Annotated in this window: 27 protein-coding genes; 14 read left to right on the forward strand and 13 right to left on the reverse strand. The window is 72.9% G+C overall.

The window, feature by feature from the left end; genetic code table 11:
- Positions 1-52: 52 nt before the first annotated feature.
- On the reverse strand, positions 53-769 hold the full coding sequence (locus tag ACZ3UD_RS19055) for a PIG-L deacetylase family protein (RefSeq protein WP_465588502.1): 717 nt from the start codon (positions 767-769) through the stop codon (positions 53-55).
- A 157-nt stretch (positions 770-926) separates the two neighbouring features.
- Here ACZ3UD_RS19055 and asnB point away from each other — a divergent pair, with 157 nt between their 5' ends.
- The 6 genes from asnB (at position 927) to ACZ3UD_RS19085 (ending at position 8,534) form a co-directional block, all read left to right on the forward strand.
- On the forward strand, positions 927-2,702 hold the full coding sequence (gene asnB / locus ACZ3UD_RS19060) for an asparagine synthase (glutamine-hydrolyzing) (protein WP_465588504.1): 1,776 nt from the start codon (positions 927-929) through the stop codon (positions 2,700-2,702).
- The gene (locus ACZ3UD_RS19065; protein ID WP_465588507.1) at positions 2,699-3,637 is read left to right on the forward strand and encodes a PrpF domain-containing protein; all 939 of its coding nucleotides are present in this window, start codon (positions 2,699-2,701) and stop codon (positions 3,635-3,637) included. The genes asnB and ACZ3UD_RS19065 overlap by 4 nt, the downstream gene beginning before the upstream one ends.
- A 253-nt stretch (positions 3,638-3,890) precedes the next feature.
- A complete protein-coding gene (locus ACZ3UD_RS19070) occupies positions 3,891-4,619 on the forward strand; it encodes an SDR family oxidoreductase (RefSeq protein ID WP_465588509.1) in 729 nt (242 codons plus the stop codon).
- 94 nt (positions 4,620-4,713) lie between these two features.
- On the forward strand, positions 4,714-6,285 hold the full coding sequence (locus ACZ3UD_RS19075) for a class I tRNA ligase family protein (protein ID WP_465588512.1): 1,572 nt from the start codon (positions 4,714-4,716) through the stop codon (positions 6,283-6,285).
- A gap of 132 nt (positions 6,286-6,417) precedes the next feature.
- Positions 6,418-7,773, forward strand: a complete 1,356-nt coding sequence (gene mshA, locus ACZ3UD_RS19080) for a D-inositol-3-phosphate glycosyltransferase (protein ID WP_465588515.1) — start codon at positions 6,418-6,420, stop codon at positions 7,771-7,773.
- Between the two features lie 407 nt (positions 7,774-8,180).
- Positions 8,181-8,534, forward strand: a complete 354-nt coding sequence (locus ACZ3UD_RS19085) for a hypothetical protein (protein ID WP_465588518.1) — start codon at positions 8,181-8,183, stop codon at positions 8,532-8,534.
- 36 nt (positions 8,535-8,570) lie between these two features.
- Here the strand turns inward: ACZ3UD_RS19085 and ACZ3UD_RS19090 are convergent, their stop codons facing one another.
- From ACZ3UD_RS19090 to ACZ3UD_RS19120, 7 genes are all read right to left on the reverse strand, one after another.
- Complete coding sequence (locus tag ACZ3UD_RS19090) at positions 8,571-9,008, reverse strand: Fur family transcriptional regulator (RefSeq protein ID WP_387629546.1); 438 nt, start codon at positions 9,006-9,008, stop codon at positions 8,571-8,573.
- A gap of 423 nt (positions 9,009-9,431) precedes the next feature.
- Positions 9,432-10,217: a hypothetical protein gene (locus tag ACZ3UD_RS19095; protein ID WP_465588522.1), complete on the reverse strand. Its 786-nt coding sequence runs from the start codon at positions 10,215-10,217 to the stop codon at positions 9,432-9,434.
- Positions 10,218-10,559: 342 nt separating this feature from the next.
- Entirely contained in the window at positions 10,560-10,682 is a 123-nt protein-coding gene (locus ACZ3UD_RS19100) for a hypothetical protein (RefSeq protein WP_465588525.1), read from the reverse strand.
- The gene (locus ACZ3UD_RS19105; protein ID WP_465588528.1) at positions 10,679-10,843 is read right to left on the reverse strand and encodes a hypothetical protein; all 165 of its coding nucleotides are present in this window, start codon (positions 10,841-10,843) and stop codon (positions 10,679-10,681) included. Before ACZ3UD_RS19105 ends, ACZ3UD_RS19100 begins: the two co-directional genes overlap by 4 nt.
- Before the next feature lie 214 nt (positions 10,844-11,057).
- Positions 11,058-12,080: a helix-turn-helix transcriptional regulator gene (locus ACZ3UD_RS19110; protein ID WP_465588531.1), complete on the reverse strand. Its 1,023-nt coding sequence runs from the start codon at positions 12,078-12,080 to the stop codon at positions 11,058-11,060.
- 128 nt (positions 12,081-12,208) lie between these two features.
- A complete protein-coding gene (locus ACZ3UD_RS19115) occupies positions 12,209-12,808 on the reverse strand; it encodes a class I SAM-dependent methyltransferase (RefSeq protein WP_465588533.1) in 600 nt (199 codons plus the stop codon).
- 244 nt (positions 12,809-13,052) lie between these two features.
- Positions 13,053-13,550, reverse strand: a complete 498-nt coding sequence (locus ACZ3UD_RS19120; protein ID WP_465588536.1) for a GNAT family N-acetyltransferase — start codon at positions 13,548-13,550, stop codon at positions 13,053-13,055.
- A gap of 398 nt (positions 13,551-13,948) precedes the next feature.
- Between ACZ3UD_RS19120 and ACZ3UD_RS19125 the strand changes: the two genes are divergently transcribed.
- From ACZ3UD_RS19125 to ACZ3UD_RS19140, 4 genes are all read left to right on the forward strand, one after another.
- Entirely contained in the window at positions 13,949-15,391 is a 1,443-nt protein-coding gene (locus ACZ3UD_RS19125) for an MFS transporter (RefSeq protein WP_465588539.1), read from the forward strand.
- A 126-nt stretch (positions 15,392-15,517) separates the two neighbouring features.
- Positions 15,518-15,676, forward strand: coding sequence for a hypothetical protein (locus ACZ3UD_RS19130; protein ID WP_465588542.1), 159 nt, complete (start codon positions 15,518-15,520; stop codon positions 15,674-15,676).
- Between the two features lie 75 nt (positions 15,677-15,751).
- Positions 15,752-17,137, forward strand: coding sequence for an MFS transporter (locus tag ACZ3UD_RS19135; protein WP_465588544.1), 1,386 nt, complete (start codon positions 15,752-15,754; stop codon positions 17,135-17,137).
- Positions 17,138-17,204: 67 nt separating this feature from the next.
- A complete protein-coding gene (locus ACZ3UD_RS19140) occupies positions 17,205-18,398 on the forward strand; it encodes a permease (RefSeq protein ID WP_465588547.1) in 1,194 nt (397 codons plus the stop codon).
- Positions 18,399-18,447: 49 nt separating this feature from the next.
- Here ACZ3UD_RS19140 and ACZ3UD_RS19145 read toward each other — a convergent pair whose 3' ends face one another.
- The 3 genes from ACZ3UD_RS19145 to ACZ3UD_RS19155 form a co-directional block, all read right to left on the reverse strand.
- On the reverse strand, positions 18,448-18,657 hold the full coding sequence (locus ACZ3UD_RS19145) for a DUF397 domain-containing protein (protein ID WP_465588550.1): 210 nt from the start codon (positions 18,655-18,657) through the stop codon (positions 18,448-18,450).
- Between the two features lie 62 nt (positions 18,658-18,719).
- Positions 18,720-18,938, reverse strand: coding sequence for a DUF397 domain-containing protein (locus tag ACZ3UD_RS19150; RefSeq protein WP_465588553.1), 219 nt, complete (start codon positions 18,936-18,938; stop codon positions 18,720-18,722).
- Complete coding sequence (locus ACZ3UD_RS19155; RefSeq protein WP_465588731.1) at positions 18,935-19,786, reverse strand: helix-turn-helix domain-containing protein; 852 nt, start codon at positions 19,784-19,786, stop codon at positions 18,935-18,937. Before ACZ3UD_RS19155 ends, ACZ3UD_RS19150 begins: the two co-directional genes overlap by 4 nt.
- 269 nt (positions 19,787-20,055) lie before the next feature.
- On the opposite strand from ACZ3UD_RS19155, the gene ACZ3UD_RS19160 reads away from it, so the two are divergent.
- Both ACZ3UD_RS19160 and ACZ3UD_RS19165 read left to right on the forward strand, forming a co-directional pair.
- Positions 20,056-20,490, forward strand: coding sequence for an ATP-binding protein (locus ACZ3UD_RS19160; protein ID WP_465588556.1), 435 nt, complete (start codon positions 20,056-20,058; stop codon positions 20,488-20,490).
- The gene (locus tag ACZ3UD_RS19165) at positions 20,487-20,768 is read left to right on the forward strand and encodes a hypothetical protein (protein ID WP_465588559.1); all 282 of its coding nucleotides are present in this window, start codon (positions 20,487-20,489) and stop codon (positions 20,766-20,768) included. The genes ACZ3UD_RS19160 and ACZ3UD_RS19165 overlap by 4 nt, the downstream gene beginning before the upstream one ends.
- Positions 20,769-21,290: 522 nt before the next feature.
- Here the strand turns inward: ACZ3UD_RS19165 and ACZ3UD_RS19170 are convergent.
- A complete protein-coding gene (locus tag ACZ3UD_RS19170; protein WP_465588562.1) occupies positions 21,291-21,713 on the reverse strand; it encodes a DUF6924 domain-containing protein in 423 nt (140 codons plus the stop codon).
- A gap of 41 nt (positions 21,714-21,754) precedes the next feature.
- Positions 21,755-22,141 (reverse strand): winged helix-turn-helix transcriptional regulator, encoded by a 387-nt coding sequence (locus tag ACZ3UD_RS19175; protein ID WP_465588565.1) that lies wholly within the window; start codon positions 22,139-22,141, stop codon positions 21,755-21,757.
- 92 nt (positions 22,142-22,233) lie between these two features.
- Here ACZ3UD_RS19175 and ACZ3UD_RS19180 point away from each other — a divergent pair, with 92 nt between their 5' ends.
- Positions 22,234-23,073, forward strand: a complete 840-nt coding sequence (locus ACZ3UD_RS19180; RefSeq protein WP_465588568.1) for an SDR family oxidoreductase — start codon at positions 22,234-22,236, stop codon at positions 23,071-23,073.
- A gap of 106 nt (positions 23,074-23,179) precedes the next feature.
- Positions 23,180-23,653, forward strand: a complete 474-nt coding sequence (locus tag ACZ3UD_RS19185) for a hypothetical protein (protein WP_465588571.1) — start codon at positions 23,180-23,182, stop codon at positions 23,651-23,653.
- Positions 23,654-23,661: the final 8 nt, after the last annotated feature.

The following is a 23,661-nucleotide window of genomic DNA, read 5'->3' on the forward strand; positions in this document are numbered from 1 at the left end:
CTCAAGTCCAGGCGGACGGCAGGTGTCTCAGTCCACGCGGACGGCGGGTGTCTCAGTCCAGCCGGACCACCTGGAACGCCTCGGCGAGCCGGCCCTCGGGCAGGCCGCCGGCCACGGCGTGCTCGGTCTGCCAGCGGTGCAGCAGCACCTTCAGGTCGTCCAGGTGGGCGGTCTGCGAGGTGTGCAGCCGCAGCGCGGCGAGTTTGCGTTCGAACAGGTCGGTGACGTCCACGAAGCGGTTGGGAGTCGGGCCCATGATCAGCCAGATCTCCGGCACCTCCCAGGCCTCCAGCCCCAGCGCCGCCAGCTCCGGGTGGGCGAAGGGGTTGCGGGCGTCCGGGTAGACGGCGCGCAGCGCCGCCTCGCCGGCCGCCCGGTGGTCCGGGTGGGTGTCGGCGATCCGGGCCCAGTTGATCTCCGGGCTGGGCAGCACCACGACCTCCGGCCGGACCTGGCGGATCACCCGGACGATGTCCCGGCGCAGCTCCATGGTGGGCTCCAGCCGGCCGTCGGGATGGCCGAGGAAGCGCACCTCCCGCACCCCGGTGTACCCGGCGGCGGCCCGCTGTTCGGCGCGGCGCAGCGGGCCGATGCTCTGCCGGGGCAGGGCGGTGTCGTAGCCGCCGTTGTCGCCGTCGGTGAGCACGCAGTAGGTCACCTCGGTGCCAGCGGCGGTCCACCGCATCACCGTGCCGGCGACACAGAACTCGGTGTCGTCGGGGTGCGCGGTCACGACCAGGGCGCGTCGGGGCGCGGGGCTCGCGGTCATCAGGCCTCCTCTCGGCGGGACCACGTCAGCTTCGCCGTCCGGCGGGCCGGTGCACAACGGAATCGGCTGGCGCACACCGGCCATGGCGCGATGAGGACAGCCAAAGATTTGGCATGGCCCAATGACTGGGCTGGGAAACCTGGGAAGGGAGCACGCGATGTGCAGGATCTTCGGCCGGCTCGGCGGCGGCCCGGCCGGCCGGGCCGACCTGGCCCGCGTCTCGGCCCGTCAGCACCACGGCGGACCCGACCGCCAGTGCGTCCTGACCGGCGACGGCTGGGCCCTCGGCTGCAACCGGCTGGCCGTCACCGACCCGCACGGCGGCGATCAGCCGTACCGGCTCGGGCACGTCCTGGAGGACGGCATCCTGGTGGCGTTCAACGGCGAGATCTACAACCACGCCGAACTGCGCCGCCGCCTGCTCGCCCGCGGCCACCGGGTGCCCGACCGCTGCGACGGCTCCGTCCTGCCCGCGCTCTACGCCGAGTACGGGCCCGCCTTCGTCGAGCAGCTCGACGGGATGTACGCGATCGCCGTGCTCGACCTGCGGGCCGCCGAACCCGAACTGCTGCTCGCCACCGACCCGTCCGGCATGAAGCCGCTCTACTACCACCGGGACGGCGAGGGCCTGCAGTTCGCCTCCGAACTGCCCGCGCTGCTCGCCTTCCCCTCCGTGCGGAGCGAGCGCTGGGAGCCCGGCCTCGACCAGTACCTGCGCCACCGCACGCCGCTCGGCGAGCGCACCGTGTACCGGCACGTGCGCACCCTGCCGCCGGCCGCCGTGGCGCGGTTCAGCCGGACGGCGGGGCTGCGCGTCGTCCGGCGCCCGGAGCCCGCCGGTGATGTACTCCCGGTGGACGAGGCCGCCGCCGGGCGCGACACCCTGGCCGTCCTCCACCGGGAGGTCGGGCGGCTCGCCCGGGCCGACGTGCCGGTGGCCGTGGTCGCCAGCGGCGGCCTGGACTCCGCACTGGTCGCCGCCCTCGCCGGACAGCACCTGCCGGACCTGCACACCTTCACCCTGGTCCACCCCGGCCGCTGGCCCGCCGACGAACGCCGCTACGCCGCCGAGGTCGCCCGGCACTGCGGCGCCGTCCACCACGAGGTCGAACTCGACCCGGCCACCCTGCCCGAGCTGCTGCCCCGCACCGTCGCCCACCTCGGCCAGCCCAACGCCGACCCGATCACCGTCTCCAGCCACGCCCTGTTCGCCGCCGTCCGCGCGGCGGGCTTCACCGTCGCGCTCACCGGCGACGGCGCGGACGAGCTGTTCGGCGGCTACGACCGGATCCGCGACGCCGTCGCCACCCCGGCCGGGCAGCCGTGGACCGGCGCCTACCTGGACCAGGTCGCGGCGGTGCCGGGGGCACTGCGGCGGCGGTTGTACACCGACGAGTACCAGGCCGAACTGGTCGCGGACGAGGACGAGTCGCCGCTGCTACCGGAGTCGGAGGACCGGATGGCCGCGATCTGGCGCTTCGAGACCGGCCTGCGGATGCCCGCCTACCACCTGCGCCGGGTCGACCACCTCAGCATGGCCTCCGCCGTCGAGGTCCGGCTGCCCTACTGTCAGCCCGCCGTCCGTGGCCTCGCCCACCGCCTGCCCGGGCACCTCAAGGTCTCCGGCGGCCGGGTCAAGAAGCCGCTCTACGCCGCCGCCCGCGGCCTCGTCCCCGACTCCGTGCTCCGCAGGCCCAAGCAGCCCTTCACCCTGCCCGTCACCGCCATGCTCGCGCCCGGACAGCCGCTCACCGCCTTCGCCCGGGACGTCCTCGCCCCCGAGCGGGTCCGCCGCGACGGGCGGCTGCGCCCCGACCGCGTCACCGCCCTGCTCGACCGGCAGGCCGCCACCCCCGACGACAGCACCGCACGGGCGGTCTGGGCGCTGCTGGTCCACCAGCTCTGGGCGGACGGCGAATCGGCCCGACCGTGATCGCGCACCTCGCCCAGGCCGTGGGCGCGCCCTGCCCCACGCTGGTCCTGGACGCCACCCGGCTGTCCGCCGACGAGTGGCGGCTGCGGGCCGCGCTCGCCGCGATCCGGCGGCGACTGCCGGGGCGGGTGCTGAAGTTCGCCCTGCTCCGGCCGTCCGGGCAGCCCGGGTACGACCTCGACTACCGCTTCGTCCAGGCCCTGCCCGGCCGGGCCGAGCGGTTCGACTTCGGCGCCGCCTGCGGGCACTCGGGGCTCGCGGCGGCGCTGGTCGCGGCGCGGTGGGGCTGGGTGCGGGCGGGGGCGCCGGTCCGGCTGCGGGCCCGCGGCGGGGCGCTGCTGGCCGAGCCGTGCGGGCCGGGGGAGTTCACCCTCCACTACGAGCCCGCCGCGGGTGACCTCCTGCCGACCGGCCGCCCGCGCGAGGTGCTGCGCACCGCCGCCGGCACCTTCACCGCCTCCCTCGTCGCGCTCGGCAACCCGTACGTCTTCCTCGACGCCGCCGAGCTCCATCTCCCGGACAGCCGCGCCCTGTTCGCCGCCGGCCCCGCCGTCGCCGCCCGCCTCGCCCCGATCCGCGCGGCCGCCGCCGCCCTCCTCGGCCTCCCCACCGCCGGCGCCCTGCCCAAACTCGCCCTGCTCACCCGCCAGGAACCCGCCGGTCTGCCGGTCCGCGCCCTCACCCCCACCGGCTGGCACCCGACCCTCGCCCTCACCGGCGCCGTCTGCCTCGCCGCTGCCCTCACCCTCCCCGGCACCCTCCCGCACCACCTCGCCGCTCCGGGCACCCCGTTCCTCACCCCGGCCGGCCCCACCGCCGTCACGGTCGAGTCGAGCGGCCGCCACCTCGGCCGCCTCACCGTCCCGCACAAGCGGGCCCGGCTGATCGGTGCGTTCCCCCTCACCCCGGAGCACGGAATCCGCCCCGCCGCCTGACCAGCGAACCGCACCGGCCCAGTTCGGCAGCCCCGTCGTGGCGGCCACACGCCACGGCGGGGGCACGCCGTGGTGAGCGGCCTTTCAGCGCTGACCGGGCTGGAACGATGGGTCGTACGCGGTGTCCGTGCCGCGAGCGGGGCCGGCCGGCACAGTGCCCGTGCCCCGCCCTTCCCGCATCCGCCCTTCCCGTATCCGCGCCGCAGGGCTGCCGCTGTGCCTTCGTCAGGCCGCACCACAGAGGGACGTTTCCATGAGATTCCAGAATCTGCGGGTCGTCGTCACCGGCGCGTCCCGCCCGTTCGGCCGGTCGCTGGCGGTGGGGTTCGCCCACCTGGGGGCCGAGGTGTTCGTGTCGGCGCGGACGAAGGCGGCCGCGGAGGTGGTCGGCGGGCAGATCGAGGGGGTGGCGCGGGAGCGGATCCACACCTTCGGGTGCGACCTGAGCCGGCCCGCCGAGATCGCCCGGTTCGCCCGCCAGGTAGGGGAGTTGACCGACCGGGTGGACCTGCTGGTCAACAACGGAGCCCGCTGGCTCGGCGGGGTCGCCCTGGACGACGCCTCGGACGAGCAGATCGTGGAGACGATCGGCGCGACCGCCGCCGGCACCGTCCTGATGGTGAAGCACTTCCTCCCGCTGCTGCGGCTCTCCCAGCGCCCGGACATCGTCAACATGGTGTCCGTATCCGGCCTGGACGCCGCCGACGGCTCGCCCGCCCACGACGCCTTCCACGCCGCGAAGTCCGCCCAGGCCGGCTTCGCCGACGTACTGGCGCGCCGGCTGCGGCCGTCCGGGGTGCGGGTGATGGCGCTCTACCCGCCGGACTTCTCCACCTCCGACCCCGCCGCCGCCGAATGGGACGGCGCCCACCAGGGACCGCGCGAACGGCTCACCGCGCAGGCCCTGTTCGACTGCCTGACCTTCGCGGTCGACCAACCCAGGGACTGCTTCATCCGGTCCTTCCACTTCGAGCCCCGTTGACCAGGCGTTGACCAGGCCCCGGAGCGTGCCGGACCAGCGAGCCGGAACAGCGAGCCAGAACCACGGGGGCAACCCGACGGCAAGGAGGCCCGTCATGACGACAACACCCATCCGGATCACCGCCACCGCACCCGTGCCCAACGGCGAGCTGCACGTGGGGCACCTGGCCGGGCCGTACGTCGCGGCGGACGTGCTGCGGCGCTTCCTGCGGGCGGACGGCAGGCCGGTGCGGCTGAGCACGGGGATCGACCAGCACCACACCGCGGTTCGGCTCTGCGCGCTGCTGCAGGGCCGCAAGGCCGAGGAGGTGGCGGACGGCTACGCGGAGAGCATCACGGCGGACTGGCGGCGGGCCGGAGTCGAGTTCGACGCGCTGCTGCACCCCGCCCGCGAGCCCGGCTACCCCGCCCACGTGCAGGACCTGCTCGCCCGCCTGCACGCCGACGGGGTCGTGGTGGCGCGCAGCCGGCTGCTGCCCTACTGCCAGCCCTGCGAGCGCTGGCTGCACGACGTGCTGGTCACCGGCGGCTGCCCGTACTGCGGCGCCACCTCGGGCGGCAACGTGTGCCGCAACTGCGCCCGGCCCAACGACTGCGGGGACCTGCTGCGCCCGGCCTGCGTGCTGTGCGGCACCCCGGCCGTGCTGCGGCAGTACCGCCGCCTCTACCTCCCCCTGGAGGCCCACCGCACCGCCCTGCTGGAGCACTGGGCGGCCACCCCGATGCCGCCGCGGCTGACCGTGCTGTGCGAGCAACTCGCCAGGGACGGCCTGGCGGACGTGGCGGTGAGCCACCCGGCGGACTGGGGCGTGGAGGTGACCGTACCCGGCTTCGAGGAGCAGCGGGTGGACTCCCGCTTCGAGGCGGTGGCCGCGCACCTGCTGGCCGAGGAGGGGGCCGGGACCGGTCCGCTGCAGTTCTTCGGCTTCGACCACGCGCACCTCCAGGTCGCGCTGTTGCCCGCGCTGCTGCTGCACCTGGGCCGGCCGGCGCCGGCCGGCCACCAGGCCAACGAGGCCTACCGCTACTTCGGCCGGCGGATGTCCACCGGCGAGCGGCACGCGGTGTGGGCGCTGGACGCCCTCACCGAGGCCGGCTCGGACGCGCTGCGCCGGCACGTGCTGGCGCAGCGGCCGGTCGGCCGGTCCACCGACTTCTCGCTGGACGGCCTGGACCGCTCCCGCCAGGTGCTGGAGGACGACTGGAACCCGTGGCTGGTCCGGCTGTTCGCCGCGGTGCGCGAGGACTGCCACGGCGCCGTCCCCGACGCCGCCCCCGGCGGCCACGGCTGGACCTACCTGCGCGACCGGCTGGCCGGCACCGCGGCCGAACTGCACACCGCCTACGCGCCGGAGAGCTTCGACCCGCGCCGCGCGGTCGCGCTGCTGGACGAAGTCGTCCGGCTGGCCGGCGAGTTCCAGCTGGTCAACGCGTACGAGCGGGACCGCGACGAGGAGCGCTCCTGCCACCGGGCCGCGCTGGCCGGGCAGTTGGCGGTGGCCCGGGCGCTGGCCGCCTGGGCCTGGCCGGTGATGCCCGAGGGCGCGACCCGGCTGGCGCGGGCCCTCGGCGACGAACCCGGCGGCCCGATCACTGTCGAGGCGCTGGCGGCGCCCCGCGCGGGGACCCGCCCGTCCCCGCCGACCGGCCCGCTCTTCGGCTTCTGATTCCGAGGCCCGCTTCCGAAGCCCGCAGACAGCCACTCCCGGCCAACCGGCGGAAAGGCCCGCTCACCGTCGAGCGGGCCTTTCCGCTGCCCGCCCGCCCCCACGCAGTCACGCCCCCGAAGGAGACCCGCGATGCCCGGCCCCACTCGGCTCCCGTTCCACCCCGTCCCGCTGCGCCGCTCCGTCCCGCTGCGCCGCCCGACCGCCGGGGCGCCGCCCGTACGGCGGGTCGCCATGCTCAGCGTGCACACCTCCCCGCTGCACCGGCCCGGCACCGGCGACGCCGGGGGCATGAACGTCTACGTCCGCGAACTCGCCCGCCGCCTCGCCCTGGACGGCATCGAGGTGGACGTCTACACCCGCGCCACCGGCGCCGACGCCCCGGGCACCGTGCCCGCCGGCCCCGGGGTGCGGGTGCGACACCTGCGCGCGGGCGGGCCCGGTCCGCTGGCCAAGGAGGAACTGCCCGGCGTCCTGGCCGAGTTCACCGCCGAGCTGGCCCGGACGGCGGCCGCCGAGCGCCGCCGCTACGACGTGCTGCACGCGCACTACTGGCTGTCCGGGCAGGTCGGCCTGGCGCTCGGCCGCCGCTGGGGCGTCCCGTTGGTGCACTCGATGCACACCATGGCCCGGACCAAGAACGCGGCCCTGGCCGCCGGGGACCGCCCCGAGCCGCGCGAGCGCATCCTCGGCGAGTGCGCGCTCGCCGCGCGGGCCGACCGGCTGGTGGCCAACACCGCCGCCGAAGCAAGGGAGTTGGCCCGGTACTACGACGCCGATGCGGCCCGGATCGCGGTGGTGCACCCCGGGGTGGACCTCGCCGTCTTCCACCCCGGCGACGGCCGGTCGGCCGCCAGACGCCGGCTGGGCCTGCCGCAGGACACCTTCCTGCCGCTGTTCGTCGGACGGATCCAGCCGCTCAAGGGCCCCGACGTACTGCTCCGCGCCGTCGCCGAACTGCTGGCCCGCCGCCCGGACTTGGCCGCCCGTACGGTCGTCCCGCTGATCGGCGGGGCGAGCGGCACCGGGACGCTGTGCCCGGACGGCTACCGGGAGTTGGCGGCCCGGCTCGGGTTGGGGGAGCGGGTGCGGTTCCGGCCGGCGGTCCACCGGGCGGCGCTGGCGGACTGGTACCGGGCGGCGGACGTCCTGGTGATGCCCTCGCACAGCGAGTCCTTCGGGCTGGTCGCCCTGGAGGCCCAGGCCTGCGGCACGCCGGTGCTGGCGGCGGCGGTGGGCGGGCTCCCGGTGGCCGTCCGGGGCGGGCTGACCGGCCACCTGGTCGACGGCCACCAGCCGGCGGACTACGCGGCCGCGTTGGAAGGCCTGGCCGACGGGCCCAGGGAGCGGGAACGGCTGGGCCGGGCGGCGGTCCGGCACGCCGGACGGTTCGGCTGGGACGCCTGTGCGAGCGCCACCGCCGAGGTGTACGCGGCGGCGGTCGCGGAGCGCCGGGCGCTCGCCGCACTGGTCCCGGCGGCCTCCTGAGCCCGGCGGCCTGCTGGTCCCGGCGGATGGGGGTGGGCAGGGGCGACGGCACGCCCCTGCCCTGGGCGGGTCGGCCCGTCCTGGAGGAGACGGGGCCGCGCCCGCGCGAGGGACGGGTCACCCCACCCTCGGCAGGAGGATAGCACGATATTTGGCTCGACCAAATATTTGGGGACATTCGAACAGGTAAACGCCTGACGTCAACTGCCGAGCGGCAACGGCACCTGCGGCCGACGACGGAACCGGCGGATCCCCTTCTGTGGCAGAAGTGCGCCATGGCCTGAGCGCGACTCAGGAATCACTGGAGTCGGCCGGGTACTCCGGGACACCATGGATTCAGCGCCCCGGAGGCCGACGGCACGGACTCCGAGGAGCGCCCCCACCCACCGTTTCCTGGAGGAAGCAGCATGTTCGCTCGCCTGCGCACCCGTCGTACCGCCGTCCGCCTGTTCGCCCCGGTGGCCCTCGCCGCCGCCGCGACCGGCGTGGTCCTGGCCGTCGAGGGGTCCGCGACGACCACCGCGCGCCCGGCGGACAGCGGTATCGTCTGGCCTGCCCCGACGCCCACCGCCCCGGCCGCCCCGGCGGGCGTGGTGAAGGCCGACATCGTCTGGCCCTCCACCGCCCCGGCCGCCCCGGCCCGGCCCGGCGTGGCGCGGGCGGCCATCGTCTGGCCGGCCCCGACCCCCTCCGCCCCCGCCCCGGCGCACGTGGTGCAGGCCGGCATCGTCTGGCCGACCCCGATCCCGGCCGCCGGCTGACCCCGCCCGCTGACCGGCCTCAGGGGCGTCGGCCGGTCACTCCGGCCGGCGCCCCCGGCAGTCCGGGCACTCCCCGTGGAACACCAGCTCGGTGTCGTCCACCCGCCAGCCGCGCAGCCCCTTCCGGGGCGGCGCCGGCGCCTCCACCTCGACGTTCGCCACCCGCCCGCACCGGCTGCACAGCGCGTGGTGGTGCGGCGGCCCGGACAACTCGAACACCGCCGTCCGGCCTGGCCGTTCGAACTTGCGCACCAGCCCGGTCTCCAAGAAGTTGCGCAGCATCTCGTACACCGCCTGGCTGGTCAGTGTCCCCAGCCGCTCCCGCGCCGCCTCGGTGATCGACTCGACGTCCTGGTGCGGCTCGGCCGCGAGCAACTGCAGCACCTCCAGCCGCGGCCCGGTCACCCGCAACCCCACGTCCCGCAGCTGCTGAACGGCGGTCTCGCGGTCCGCAGCCAGAGTCTCGCGCGCCATCAGCCCCTACCCGGGTCGACCAAAGATTTGGCCCCATCGTAGCTTGCACCCCGCGACCGGCCGCCCCGGAAGACCGCCGCCGTCCGCCGAGGTAAGCGTCGTTCTGACGGTCGTCCAGGTCGGACACGGCGCCGGGCGCCGCAAAGACGCCCCTCTCCGCGGAGGAGAGGGGCGTCTCGTGCTTCCAGGTGGATCAGGTCGTACGGTGCTTGCCCACGCGGGTCTTGCGTGGCTGAGGCGCCGACATGTGGACCATCCCATCGCCCTCGATCCCGTTCGGCACTCGTCGGGCAGCGGCGTAGTCGGCCGCGATCGACTCCGGTGTCCCCGGGTAGCCGTCCCAACGGGAGAGCGGGCGGGGGAGGCACTGATGCACGTAGGCGGCGGCCTCGAAGCCGCGTCGAGCCCGCTTCCGGCAGGCTGTCACCACTCGCGGTGGTGGCCGACCACCCGGAAGCTGCCTACGACGCCCTCGCAATCCCAGTCGCCGCCGAACTCGTCCTCGTCGAAGTGGCGGGTCACCACGCCGTTGGTGGAGCTGTGGGGGCCCACGGTGGCGACCGGACCACCGTTGTCGCAGTTGAAGCCGCGGAAGACCTCGACAGTCCTCCAGCTCTCGTTGCGAATATTGAAACTTCTGGCGCCCAGGCCGCTGGCCGCGGTGATGCAGCCCTCGGTGCCGGCGGAGTACGTACGTTCGTTGAAGAAGATCCTTCCCTCCTTGTGGTGGCCGCGTCCGCCGTGTTCGCGTCCGCCGCCCTCGTGCCCGCCGCCCTCGTGCCCGCCGCCCTCGTGCCCGCGGCCCTCGCGTCCGCCGCCTTCGCGTCCGCCGCCTTCGCGTCCGCCGCCTTCGCGTCCGCCGCCTTCGCGTCCGCCGCCCTCGTGACCGCGGTCGTCGCGTCCGCCGCCCTCGTGACCGCCGCCTTCGTGCCCGCGGTCGTCGTGCCCGCCGCTCTCGCGTCCGCGGCCCTCGTTCTTCTCTCCGCCTGCGCTGCCGCCGCCGGAGGCGACCGCGGCCGGGGCGGCTTGTTGGGCAGGCGGGGCGGCAGGCTGGCCGGGCGGGGCCGCCGGCTGGCCAGGCTGGGCTGTCGGCTGGACGGACGGGAGCACCGAGGTGGATCCGGAGGGCGAGGCGTAGGTGATGCCAGTGGCTGCAAGGACCGTCGCGCCTATTCCGGCAGCGGCCACAGTTAATGAACGCGTGAGCATGTCACTTCTCTCTGTCGCGCGGACGCCGGCCAGGCGACCGACCTGCGACGAACGTAATGAGAGCTCTTATGGCTGTCATTCCGGATATGTCAAAGGTGTGACGCCATGAGTCCAGCCAGGTGGAATTGCGGCACGTATCGCATACCGATGAGAGATCTGAGGCCTAGCGGGTCGTGGTCCGTCGGAAGACGACGCGCGGTTGTGAGTGGCGGTGGGCGGCGACATGATCCGTCCCGGATCGCGCTCGACAGCCCAGCGCCTTCGTCGGATCAGCACCAGGACGGCGATCAGGGTGAGGGCGATCGCCCGGGTGACTGACCGCCCGCGCAGCCGCGGGGTGTCTCAGTGCCCGGCCATGGCCAGGGCCTTGTTGATCGCGCTGAACAGGTCGGCGCCGACGTAGATCGAGGAGCCGGGGTGGGTGACGGCCTGCTGGGCCTTCCGGAGATCCGCGGCCTTGCTCATCGGGACTGCTCCGGGGTCAGCGGGCCGGCGGCCTTGTTCTCGGCGGTGCGACAGTCGGCGCTGGTGGCCGACACCTTCTGCACCGGCTCCTCCACGACGCGCTGGGTGACGTGCAGTTCCTGCTCCCAGGTGGTGTCGAAGCCCGCTCCCGCCTGGTCCACGCCGCCCTCGCCGAAGTCGACGGACTGGTAACCACGTCTGCGAGGTGTAGACGTGGTTGGCCGACGACAGATCGGTCGCCACCCGGCCGAGCGTCCCGGCAAGACCGTCCGGTCCGTCGAGATGGACGGTGTACCCGTCCGGCTTGTCCCCCATCGACTACTCCCCCCGTGAAGCTCCATCGCTCGCCGCGATCGAACGAGCACGGTCGACGAGTCAGTCCAGCCAGCCGAGCTTGGCCGCCCGCACCCCCGCCTCGAAGCGGCTGGAGGCGCCGAGTTCCTGCATCACCTCGGAGAGCAGGCGGCTGAGGGTGCGGAGGGAGATGCCGAGGGAGCGGGCGATCTTCTCGTCCTTCATGCCTGCGGCGAGCATCCGGATCGCCGCCTGCTGCTGGTCGGTGAGCCGGTCGGCGCCGTGCTGGTAGTCCTCGGTGCGGCCGAGGACGGCGGAGGTGTGCCAGCAGTAGTCGTAGAGCGCGGTGTACGAGCGGACCAGCGCGGAGCCGCGGGCCAGGATGGCGCCGGCGTCGACGTCGTCCGGGTCGATCGGCAGCAGGGCGAGGCGGCGGTCGCTGAGGATCATGTTGAGCGGGACGACCGCCGCGAGCCGCACCTCCACGCCGAGTTCGATCTGCCGGTGGAAGTACTCGGCGAGCGCCGGGACGGAGAGGAAGCGTTGCTGGTAGATGGCGCGGACCCGGGCGCCGCCCTCGATCAGGCGGCGGTCGCGGTCGAGGCCGGCGGTGAGGAAGTCGCCGGTGGGCAGGGCGCCGGGGTGCATCGAGGCGATCTCGGTGTGGACCGTGTCGGAGATGTCCTCCAGGGTCTGCTGGATGCGGCTGCGGCCGGTCAGCACCTCGACCTCGACCTCGGAGGGCACGGCGCCGCCGCCGCGCAGGTAGCGTCTGGTGAGCTCCTCGACGGCGGCGAAGGTGAGTTCGGTGCGCTCCTGGCGCTCGCGCACCTCCTGGGCCTCGCGGGCGAGGATGCGCAGCAGGGCGACCTCGGGGTCGACGGCGGTGGCGTGCGCCTCGGCCTGCGGGCCGGTGCCTGTGCCGGTGCCTGTGCCGGTGATCAGGCCGAGCGACTCCAGTTCGGCCCAGCATTCGGCGGCCTGGGTCTCGGTGAGGCCGAGCACGCCGGTGAGCTGGGAGAACGGCCGGGAGCCGCGGGCTCGGAGTTCGCGATAGACGGACAGTGCCTGCTCGGAGGATTTGCCTCCGCTCGATGTCGCCATGTCGCCCCCTCCACGTCGAACGTGCAGAGCATGCTACCTGACGTCGAGTTACGCTCCCGCAACACAACGGGGGTGCTGCGAGCGGGCGTTCGGAGGGGGCGGGGGCGTGATCCCCGGTCGCGGATCGCTCAGCCGCGCCGGCCGCAGAGCAGGAAGGTGCTGGAGCGGCCACCGGCCAGCGGGCGGCGGTCGCGCCGCAGGACGCGCAGTCCGCAGGCGCGCAGGTCGGCGGGCGGGGTGCCGCCGGAAGCGGTGCCGGGTGCGGAGCCCGGGCGGTCGGGGGCGATCCAGTCGAGGGCGAGCACGCCGTCCCTGGTCAGGTGTGCGGCGATCTCCAGCAGCAGCAGCGGCCGGACCCGGTCGGGGAGTTCGAGGATCAGGCCGCCGGCCATCATGACCAGGCCGTAGCGGCGGTGCAGGGTGAGTTCGGCGAGTTCGGCGCGGATGGTGGTGACCCGGCCGGGGTGGGTCTCGGGCAGGGTGCCGGCCCAGGTGCGCAGCCGGGCGAGCCGGGCCGGGTCGCGGTCGACGGCGTCGACGTCGAAGCCCTGGCGGGCGAGGGGGACGGCGAAGCGGCCGGAGCCGGCGCCGAGGTCGAGGACGGGTCCGCCGGTGGCGCGGGCGGCGCGCAGGTAGTCGAGGATGTCGGCGCCGTGCGGGAGGGGGTCGGCGGTGGGGCGCGGAACGGTGCGCAGGGTGCCGACCGGGCGTCCGGTGCGCAGCAGCATGGCTCCTCCGGGAGGTGGGAAGTTGCCCGAACTGGGCGAAGGGGGCGGTGACTTCATTCTGCGCCCGGAGTTCGGCCCGGAGGAGGTGCGGCGACGGCGTGTTCGCGCCGCGGCCGGTGGACGCCATGGGTGCTGAAGCCCGGCGACCTTTGGCGGGAGGTCTTTGTCAGGAGACCGCTGGCAGGGGACCGCTGGCAGGGGACCTTCGGCAGAAGCGCCGGATACCCCTACCCCGTACCGGGCGTCAGAGGGTGCGCCGCAGCCGGATACCCGTGGGGGAGGACTGCCCGGGGTCGGCGGTGAAGCCCTGCCGGGAGAGGAAGGGGAGCGAGGGGTCGTCGGGGCCGTGCGCGCCGACCCACTGTTCGGCCGCGCCGCGGCCCTGCTGCTGCTCGGTGAGGGCGGCGAGCAGGCCGCTGCCGATGCCCTGGCGGCGGTGGTCGCCGGCCACGCACAGCGTGTAGACCTCGCCGGATCCGATGGTGGCGATGCCGCCGGCGGCCGCGCCGACCACCTGCTCGCCGTGGTCGGCGACGAGCCAGCCGAGCCAGCCGTCCCCGGCGCCGCCGCCGGAGATCTCGACGGTGATCCGGCCGACCGGGCAGTAGGTGGCGATCAGGTGCTCGGTGCGCTGGCCGCCGAGGTACTCCGCGTAGTCCTGGCGCCAGCAGTCCGCGAGGAGCCGGGAGATGGCGACGGCCTCGGTCTGGCGGGCGGGACGCAGCTCCACCGTGGAGTCCATCGTTCGGTCCTCTTTTCGGCGTGCGGGGGGTTCGGGAGGCCAGTAGAGCGGAGCCCTATGGCGAAATCAAGTCAGGCTCCAGTCAAGGGAGTTCTGCGAATTTACTTAGGAAACGGATAGCCGGGGGCCTGGCGGCGCGGTGCTTCCGGCCTGCTGGGCGGCCGTCCGGCGCCCGGCCGCACCCCGGGGCGGATGCCCCCCCGCTCCGCCGTGCCTCCGCGCTCCTTCCGGCTTCCGGCGGGTTAAACCCTACCCCCCTAGGGTATGCTCGGCAGCGTCTTCAACGGGGTCACCCATCCGGCCTTTCCGGCATGCCTGGAACGGCAGTTGACGACCACCGACGTATGCCGTGGGCCTCCCCGCCCCGGCTGATACCCCTAACGGGTAGGGAGTAAGAGATGGCAACCGACAACACCGGGCCGAACCCCCGGAGGTGGCGCGCGCTGGCGCTGATCGCCGCCGCCCAGTTCGTGGTGATCATGGACACCTCGATCATCGGGGTGGCGCTGCCCAAGATGAAGGACGACCTCGGCTTCAGCCAGGAGAACCTGTCCTGGGTCTTCAACGCCTACGTGGTCGCCTTCGGCGGCCTGCTCCTGCTCGGCGGCCGACTGTCCGACCTGCTCGGCGCCCGCCGCCTGTTCAGCACCGGCTGGGCCGTCCTCGGCGTCGGCTCGCTGGTCGCCGGGCTCGCCCAGAACGTCCCGACCGAGCTGGCCGGCCGTGCCGTCCAGGGCCTCGGCGCCGCGATGATCGCCCCCTCCGCGCTCACCCTGCTGATGATGCTCTTCGGCGGCAACCCGAAGGAGCTCACCAAGGCCTTCGCCCTGTACGGCGCGGCGGCCCCGGCCGGCGGCACCGCGGGCGTCTTCCTCGGCGGCCTGATCACCCAGTACATCAGCTGGCCGTGGGTGTTCTACATCAACGTCCCGGTGGTTCTGATCGCGCTGCTCGCCACCCCGTCGCTGATGCCGCACGCCCCCCGGCGCAGCGGTGGCATCGACATCCTCGGCGCGCTCACCGTCACCGGCGGCCTGGCCGCCGCGGTGTACGCCATCGTCCGCGCCCCGGAGGCGGGTTGGGCCTCCGCCCCGACCCTGCTGACCCTGGCCGGCGCCGCCGTGCTGCTGATCGCCTTCCTGGTCATCCAGTCCAAGCGCCGCGAGCCGCTGATGCGGCTGAGCATCTTCCGGGTGCCGAACCTCGGCGCCGCCAACCTCGCCCAGTTCCTGCTGGCCGCGGCCTGGGTGCCGATGTGGTTCTTCCTCAACCTGTACCTCCAGCAGGTGCTCCACCTGGGCGCCTTCGCCAGCGGCGCGGCCCTGCTGCCGATGACCGTCGCGATCATGGCCATCATGATCACCCTGGCGCCCCGGCTGATCGCCCGCTTCGGCCCCAAGCCGCTCGTCGTCACCGGCATGATCGCCCTGGCCGTCGGCCTCGGCGGGCTCTCGCTGGCCCGCTCGGACGGCAACTTCTGGACCGACGTGCTGCCCGCCTCGCTGGTCGCCGCGATCGGCATGGCGCTCGCCTTCATCCCCTCGCTGGGCACCGCGATCTCCAGCGCGCCCCCGGAGGAGGGCGGCCTCGCCTCCGGCATCGTCAACACCGGCTACCAGGTCGGCTCGGCGCTCGGCCTGGCCGCGATGACCGCCCTGGCCGGCGCGCAGACCACCGGCACCACCGTCGAGGGCCTGACCTCCGGCTTCTCCGCCGCCTTCGTCGGCGCCGCGGCGATCGCCCTGGTCGGCGGTGTGCTCGCGGTCGCCACCCTGCGCACCCCGCGCGCCGAGGCGGCCGCCGCCCCGGCGCCCGAGGCGCACTCCGCGACGGCCGCGTGAGGCCGTCCCCCACCCCCTCGCGGGGCGGACCCCGACCCCGGTCTGCCCCGCTCCTCCCCTCCGTACGGGGCCGCGCGACCGGCGCGGCCCCGTACGTCCTTCTCGAACTCGAAGGAGCGCCCGACCATGCACCCTGAAGCACCTTCCGCCCCGCTCGCCGCCCTCCTGCGAGCCGTCCGCCACCCGGTGACCCGCTGCCTGATCGCCTGCCTGGCCACCGCCGTCGCCGCCGCGGCCGCCGAACCGGCCCGGGACGGCGCCGCCCACAGCTGCCCCGGACGCTGACGACCGAACCGCCGACGAGACCGAACCGCCGACGACACCGAACCGCTGACCGAAACCGAACCCGGGAGCCCGGTCGTGACCATCCCCCGTGCGCAGGCCGTCCTCGCGACCGCCGCCTACGGCACTCTGCTGGTCCTCGTCGCCTACACCGTGCCGATGACCACTCTCGCCCCCACCGCGGCGGGCCTGCACGCCGGCCCCACCGCCCAGACCTGGGTGCTCACCGGCGCCCTGGTCGGCCTGTCCGCCCTGCTGCTCACCGCCGGCAGCATCGCCGACGACCTCGGCCGCAAGCGGGTGTTCACCGCCGGCGCCGCCCTGCTCGCACTCTCCAGCGCCGCCGCGGCGGCCGCCCCCGGAACGGGCGTCTTCCTCGCCGCCCGGGTGGTCCAGGGCGCCGCCTCCGCCGCCGTCCTCGCCCCCAGCCTCGGCCTGATCGGCGAGGCCTACCCGAGCGGCGCCGCCCGGGTCCGGGCCCTCGGCGTCTGGGGCGCGGCCGTCGGCCTCGGCATTGCCGTCGGCCCGGTGTACGCGGCGCTCGCGGAGCGCTGGCTCGGCTGGCGCGCCGTCTACTGGGGCCTCGCCCTGCTCGCCGTCGCCCTGTTCGGGCTCGCCGTCACAGCCCTGGAGGAGTCCGGCAGCCGCGATCGGCGGCGGATCGACACTCCGGGCGTGATCACCCTCGGCACCGGCACCGCCGCCCTGATCGCCGGCCTCGCGGAGGGCCGCTACGGCTGGACCAGCCCGACCGTGCTCGGCCTCCTGGCCGCGGGCGTGCTGCTGCTCGCCGCGTTCGCCCTGGTCGAGGCCCGCAGCGACCACCCGATGCTGGACCTGCGGCTGTTCCGCGACCCCGGTTTCGTCGCCGCCACCGGCGGGGCGCTGTTCACCGGGCTCGCGGTGGTCGGGCTGATGAGCTGCCTGCCCAATGCCCTCCAGCGGGTGCTCGGGGTGTCTGCGCTGGCGGCTGGGGGAGTGCTCGCGATCTGGTCCGGCCTGTCGGTGGTCGCCGCACTCCAGGCCCGGCGCCTCGCCGACCGGATCGGCGCCACCGCCCAGCTGGCCGTCGCTCTGCTGGTCTGCGGGCTCGGCGAACTCGCCCTGCTCGGGCTGCACCCCGGCGACTCCTGGCTGCGGCTGGCCCCGGGCCTGGCGGTGGCTGGTGTCGGCAGCGGTGTGCTCAACGCGGCGCTCGGCCGCCTCGCCGTCACCAGCGTCCCCGCGCACCGCGCCGCGATGGGCTCGGGGGCCAACAACACCGCCCGCTACCTCGGCTCCTCGCTCGGCGTCGCGGTCACCGTCACCCTGATGGGCCTCGGCCGCCCCGCCACCGCCCGGGCCGCCGCCGACGGCGCCAACCACGCCGTGCTGGCCGCCACCGTGCTGTGCGTCCTCGGCGCGGCGGGTGCGCTGGCCGTACGGGCGGCCCAGCGGCGGGTGTCGGCGCGCCACGGTTCCTGAATACCCCGTACGGGTATATGGTGACCGGCGCCCACCGGGGACACGGCTCTGAGGAAGGCGGACCACCATGCACGCGATCCTGCACGCGCTGTCCATCGCCGGATCGATGACCTGGGAGATCACCTGGGCCCTGATCCTCGGCTTCCTGCTCTCCGCCGTCGTGCAGGCGGTGGTCCACAAGTCCACCGTGGTGCGGTTGCTCGGCGACGACCGCCCGCGCACCCTCGCCGTCGCCTCCGCCCTCGGCGCGGCCTCCTCCTCCTGCTCCTACGCGGCCGTCGCCCTGGCCCGTTCGCTGTTCCGCAAGGGCGCGAACTTCACCGCGGCGATGGCCTTCGAGATCGCCTCGACGAACCTGGTGGTCGAACTCGGCGTCATCCTGGCCCTGTTGCTGGGGTGGCAGTTCACCGCGGCGGAGTTCGTCGGCGGACCGGTGATGATCCTGCTGCTCGCGCTGCTGTTCCGCCTGCTGCTGCGCGACCGCCCGCTCCGCGAGGCCCGCGAGCAGGCGTCGTACGGACGGGCGGGCTCGATGGAAGGCCACGCGGCGATGGACATGTCGGTGGCCGGGGAGGGCTCCTTCGCCCGCCGCCTGCTCTCCCGGCAGGGCCTCACCTCGGTCTCGCACGTCTTCGTGATGGAGTGGGCCGCCATCCTCACGGACCTGGTGATCGGCCTGCTCATCGCCGGCGCCATCGCCGCCTGGGTCCCCGACTCCTTCTGGCAGGCCTTCTTCTTCGCCGACCACCCGCTGGCGGGCAGGCTGTGGGGGCCGCTGATCGGCCCGCTGGTGGCGATGGCGTCCTTCGTCTGCTCGATCGGCAACGTGCCGCTGGCGGTGGTGCTGTGGAAGGGCGGCATCAGCTTCGGTGGGGTGGTCGCGTTCATCTTCGCCGACCTGCTGATCCTGCCTATCCTCAACATCTACCGGAAGTACTACGGCCCCCGGATGGCCTTCTTCCTCCTCGGGACGTTCTACGCGGCGATGGTGCTGGCCGGGTACGTGGTCGAGTTCCTCTTCGGCGGCCTCGGCCTGGTGCCCAACCAGCGGAACGCCGAGATCCCGATGTCCGGCGTCGAGTGGAACTACACCACCTGGCTCAACATCGCCTTCCTGCTGCTCGCGGTGGTCCTCCTCATCCGCTTCTTCCGCACCGGCGGCGCCGCGATGCTGCGGATGATGGGCGGCCCCCCGGACGCGGGCGGGCACGCAGCACACGGTGACCCGCACGCGGGCCACGACCACCACGGCCACCACTGATGAGGTTTGCGCGAGAAGTCGGCCAGGCCGACTTCTCGCGCAAACCTGTTCAGCTGGTGGGGAGTTCGCCGGTCTTGATGGCGGTGACGAAGGCCGTCCACGCGTCGGCGGGGAAGGTGAGCGCCGGGCCGCCGGGGTCTTTGGAGTCGCGGACTGGGACGATGTCGTTGTCGAGGAACCCGACCTCAACGCAGGCGGATTGTCCGTTGCTGCGGGTGGACTTGACCCACACCGCTCCGGTCATGTCAACCGTGTCCATAGCTTCCTGCCACTTCGGAGATCAGCAGCTTCGACGCCCGCTCACTGAGCGCGGTCTTCCAGTCAGGCGTTGGGGAGTTCGCCGGTCTTGATGGCGGTGACGAAGGCCGTCCACGCGTCGGCGGGGAAGGTGAGGGCCGGCCCGCTGGGGTCCTTGGAGTCGCGGACGGGAACGATGCCGACGAGGCCGTCGGCGACCTCGATGCAGTTGCCCTGATTGGCGCTGAACCTGCTCTTTCGCCAGCTGGCGTGACTCAGGTCCAAGTTCTGGTGGCTGATCATTGCTCAAATTCCTTTGCGATCTGCGCGACAAGCCGTCGTGACGGCGCAACGTCGAGTGCGGCTGCCCGGAGCCGATCAAACGCCTGGTCGTAGGCGGCGACGTCGCTATCCCGTTCGAGATAGAGGCTACTCGTCAGGGCCTCGGTGTACACCACGTCGAGATCTCCTCGGACGGGAAACTCCAGAACCGCGAACGACCCATGCACGCCTGCGTGAGCGCCAGCCGAGAACGGCACAACTTGCAAGGTGACGTTCGGCTCGCGGGAGGCGGCGATGAGCTGCTGCAACTGCTTTGACATGATGGTCCGGCTGCCGATGAAGCGGCGGAGCGCGGCCTCATCCACGATCGCCCAGAGCTTCAATGGCTCCTCTCGCCGAAGTGTCGCGTTCTGACGAGCCAGACGTACGTCGACCAGTGCATTGATCTCGTCGGGTGTGGCCTCGGGCTCCAACTGCCGGATCAGCGCACGTGCGTAGTCGGCAGTCTGGAGCAGTCCCGGCACGAGCGATGACTCGAAGTTCCGAATCGACACCGCTTCCGCCTCGAAGCTGATGAACGAGGCGTAGCGCTGCGAGATCACATCCGAGTACGGCTGCCACCACACCCTTCGCTTGCCCTCGCGCGCCAGCGTCGCGAGTGCCTCGCGGGTCTCCGGATCTGTGACCTGGTAGACGTCGAGCAGTACCCCGACCTCGTTCGCGCGCACACCGTAGCGGCCGTTCTCCAGTCGGCTGACCTTGGACTGGTGCCAACCGAGCCGGGCCGACACCTCGTCAACCGTGAGGCGTAGGCCCTCCCGAATCTTCCGGAGCTCTGCACCCAGCATCCGGCGGCGCACCGTGGGCATTGCGGTCACGCTGCGACCTCCCCTCATCGCACTCTGTCGTTGCTTCACAGTCTCGCGTGACGGGTGGGGTGTCGTCACGTCAGATTCAAAAGAGCATATGCGAATTGATGTTCAGTGTTGCGAGACGGCATCCGCAGGAGGCATGCTACCTGGCGTAGTGCCCCGCACTACGTAGCGTGATCCTGGCGGCTCATCGCTCGGGCATTCCCATGCCTCTCGCCGCCCTCCGGATCGCGAGATTTCCCATCACCCCCGGAGGAGGCCCTGCCATGCCCGGAACGTTGGAGAAGCCGCCTGCCCCTGCGAGTGAGTGCTCGTGGTGGCTGCCCAGGCACCACAAGTCCGCCGGCTTCGCCCGGCGTCTGCTCCGAACCTTCCTCGCCAAACAGCCCGACGGCGAACGGTTCCTCGACTCCGGGGAGTTGGTGCTCGGCGAGCTCGTCGCGAACTCCATCCTCCACGCCAAGACCCCGCCGGGTCGGCTGATCTTCATCCGGTTCGAACTCCACCCCGGCTCGCTCCGCATCGAGGTGCACGACGCCGACGCCAACCGGCCGTCGATCCCGCGCCCCGTCACCGAGTACGACGAGACCGGGCGCGGGCTCTGGCTCGTCTCCCAGCTGGCGTCCGGCTGGGGCTGCTGCCCGCGTCTGGGTGGCATCGGCAAGGTGATGTGGGCGCGGATCGAAGGAGGCGCGCAGTGAGTGCCGAACTCCCCTTCCCCGTAACGGTCGAGATCAAGGGCATCACGAAGGTCGCCTCCTTTGCCAGGCTCTCCGACGCCCTCGACGCCATCCGCACCAGCCTCGCCCGACTCCCGCTGGACGACGACCAGGCCGGCTACCTCGCCGACCTCTTCAGCGACGCCTCCGCCGCCCGAATCGCCCACCAGCTGGTCGAGTTCGGCGCGGTGCGCGCGATCGCCTTCATCGGCATCGAGTCCGCCCATCCGATCCACCTGCGCGCGACGGACCCCGAGTGATCGGGGGACTCACCTGGGCCCGCATCGAGATGTGGTGGTGCCTCAGCGCCCAGTTCTCCCGCCCGGTCCGTGCCGTCAGCCCCCGCCGTCAGGCCGCCCACACCGAGATGCAGTTCTGGGCGGCCACCCCGGGAAACGCGGAAGCCCTTCTCCTCGCAGTGCTCCGGCAAGCCGCCCGACACCCGTCCGGGTAAACGGAGCTGCCGGGCGATCCTGCGCGGATCGCCCGGCACCTCCCGTTCGGGTCACGACCACCACTGACGTCTCTTCCGATCCGAGGATTCTGGAACCTGTGAACGACACCTGCCGTTTGCTCGCGGACCTGGCGCAAGCCGAGAATCTCGCCGCCCTGCACCGAGCACTTTCGGAAGCCCTGCCGTGGAGCAGCCTTCCGCCCGACGACCTCGGCCCGATCGCGCTCCTGCTGAACCAGTGGCGGCACAGCGCCGAGATCTGCGCTGATCCGGTGCTGAACGCCATCCTCACCCGAAGGTTCGCCCCGCACGTCTCAGTAGTGAGGCGTCAGTCTCCGTCAAAGCCGCGGAAGGTCCCCGATCCATCAGCAGCATCGGCGAACTCCGCAAAGTCCATGTTGGCGATGCTGAGATTGGCGGACACATCCGGAAACCATCGAGCCGGGACCCTGAACGTCCGCCCGGGTTCGTGCGAGAGGTCCACGGCCAGCAATGGGTGGCCAGGGCTCTTCATCGTGGTCGCGTCCGCCAGGAATACGTCGATGACCTGGTCGTCTTCCTCTGTCGCGGCCTCTTCGTCCAGCAGCGCCCGGACATCCACGTCAGCGAAGCGAAGGTCGCTGACATACGTGGCATGGGGATACTCGCCGGCAGCGTCGAGTGCGGCACGAAAGGCATCCCAGGCTTCGTCGTCACCGAAGTCGGTACGCAGGACCAGCGAAGTCAGATCATCGGGCTGAGGCAAGGGCATGGCCGGGATCCTAGGGCCGCCGGGTGTTCACCGGCAGTCGGTCAGTCATTGCCGGGCCGGCGCAGGCCGAGCAGCGACAGTCGGCTGGTGATCCGGTCGAACAGCTCCGTCAGCGGCTCGCTGACCTCCCGGCCGAAGTCGGTCAGTCCGTAGGTGACTTGGGGTGGCGTCGTCGGCTCGACCTTCCGCCAGACCAGGCCGTCGTCGACCAGCGCGCGCAGGGTCTGGGAGAGCATCTTCTCGCTGATGCCTTGGATGCTTTCGCGCAGCTCGTAGAACCGGAGATCGTTGCTCCGCAAGGAGATCAGCACCCAGATGCCCCACCTGCTGGTCACGTGGTCGACCATGTCGCGGGCGGGACAGTCGGTGTGAAACACGTCATACCGGGCTCTGGCCTCGGCCTGGCTGTGCTGCAAACCTTCCGTCATGTCATGAACTTACCTCCAGGTATGTCCTTACGAAAAGTTAGCCGCCGGTCCTAGCGTCGGGAACACAGAGGACATCCGACAAGGAGCTGATCATGATCGTGGTGACCGGGGCTACCGGGAACGTCGGCCGGCCGTTGACGCAGGCGCTGGCCGAGGCGGGGGAGCAGGTGACGGCGGTGTCGCGGCACGCGGCGGCGGTGCCGGACGGCGTCCGCCACGTGGTGGCAGATCTGGGAAGGCCGGCCGGCCTCGAGCCGGCGCTGGAGGGGGCGAAGGCGTTGTTCCTGCTGCTGTCCGGAGACCTGCACGCGGCTGGATCCAGTCCTACCGACATCATCGGCGAAGCCGCGGCGGGCGGGGTGCGCCGGGTCGTCCTGCTCTCCAGTCAGGGCGTGGCGACCAGGCCGTTCGGCCCGACGCGGATCGCGATGCGCGCGCTGGAGGACGCGCTGCGGGAGTCCGGCCTGGAGTGGGCCGTCCTGCGGCCGGGCGGCTTCGCCTCCAACGCCCTGTGGTGGGCCGAGTCCGTTCGCGCGCACCAGGTCGTCGCCGCGCCCTTCGGGGACGTCGGCGTACCGATCGTCGACCCGACGGACATCGCCGCAGTCGCGGCGGCCTGTCTGCTGGACGACCGGCACGTCGGCGGCGTGTACGAGCTGACCGGCCCGGAGGTGATCACGCCGCGCGGGCAGACGGAGGCCATCGCGGCCACGCTCGGCACGCCGGTGAGGTTCCACGAGCTCACCCGCGACGAGGCCAAGGCCGCCATGGCCCGGAGCATGCCGGCGGAACTCGCCGACGACACCTTGGACATCCTCGGCTCCCCGAGCCCGGCCGAGCTGCGCGTCAGTCCGGACATCCAGCGGGTCCTCGGCCGCGCCCCGCGCCCCTTCGCCGACTGGGCCGCCCGCAACGTCGCCGCGTTCCGCTGAGACCGGTCGGCACCTCCCGCACCTGGGCCGTGACCACCGCGGCCGCCGCTGAGATTCACCCGATTCGCAAGGCCTCTGGGCCGACATCCGAGCTACTGTGGATGTTATGGCCGTGGCCTACGAGGACGTGCCGTTCAGCGAACTGCTCCACCACCCGGCCGCGACGACGCGCCGACTCGATGCCGTCCGCGCGCTCCGACTCCGGAGGCGCGACGCCGGGGACCTCGCGTTGATGCGCATCGACCAGATGGAACGCGATGCGACCGTCGTGGACTTCACCTCGCGCCTGCTCGCGGGGCTGGTGCGGACCGAGAACATCGACGCCCTGCGACAGGCACTGCCCGAAGCCCTGCCGTGGGTCACTTTCCTGCCCGACGAAGACATCGACGCTCTGCTCGCCGAGCTGGTCGACACTGCACGGGGAGCGGTGGCACTGGACAACCTGGCCCCGATCGCGCTCCTGTTGACCCAATGGAAGCACAGCGCCGAGATCTGTGCGGATCCCGATCTGCTCGCCATCCTCACTCGCGAGCCCGAGGGCGACCTCGGTCCTGTCCCGCTTCCGGGGGAGGCCGAGTGAGCCCGAAG

It is taken from the genome of Kitasatospora sp. NPDC023118, from assembly GCF_055560875.1.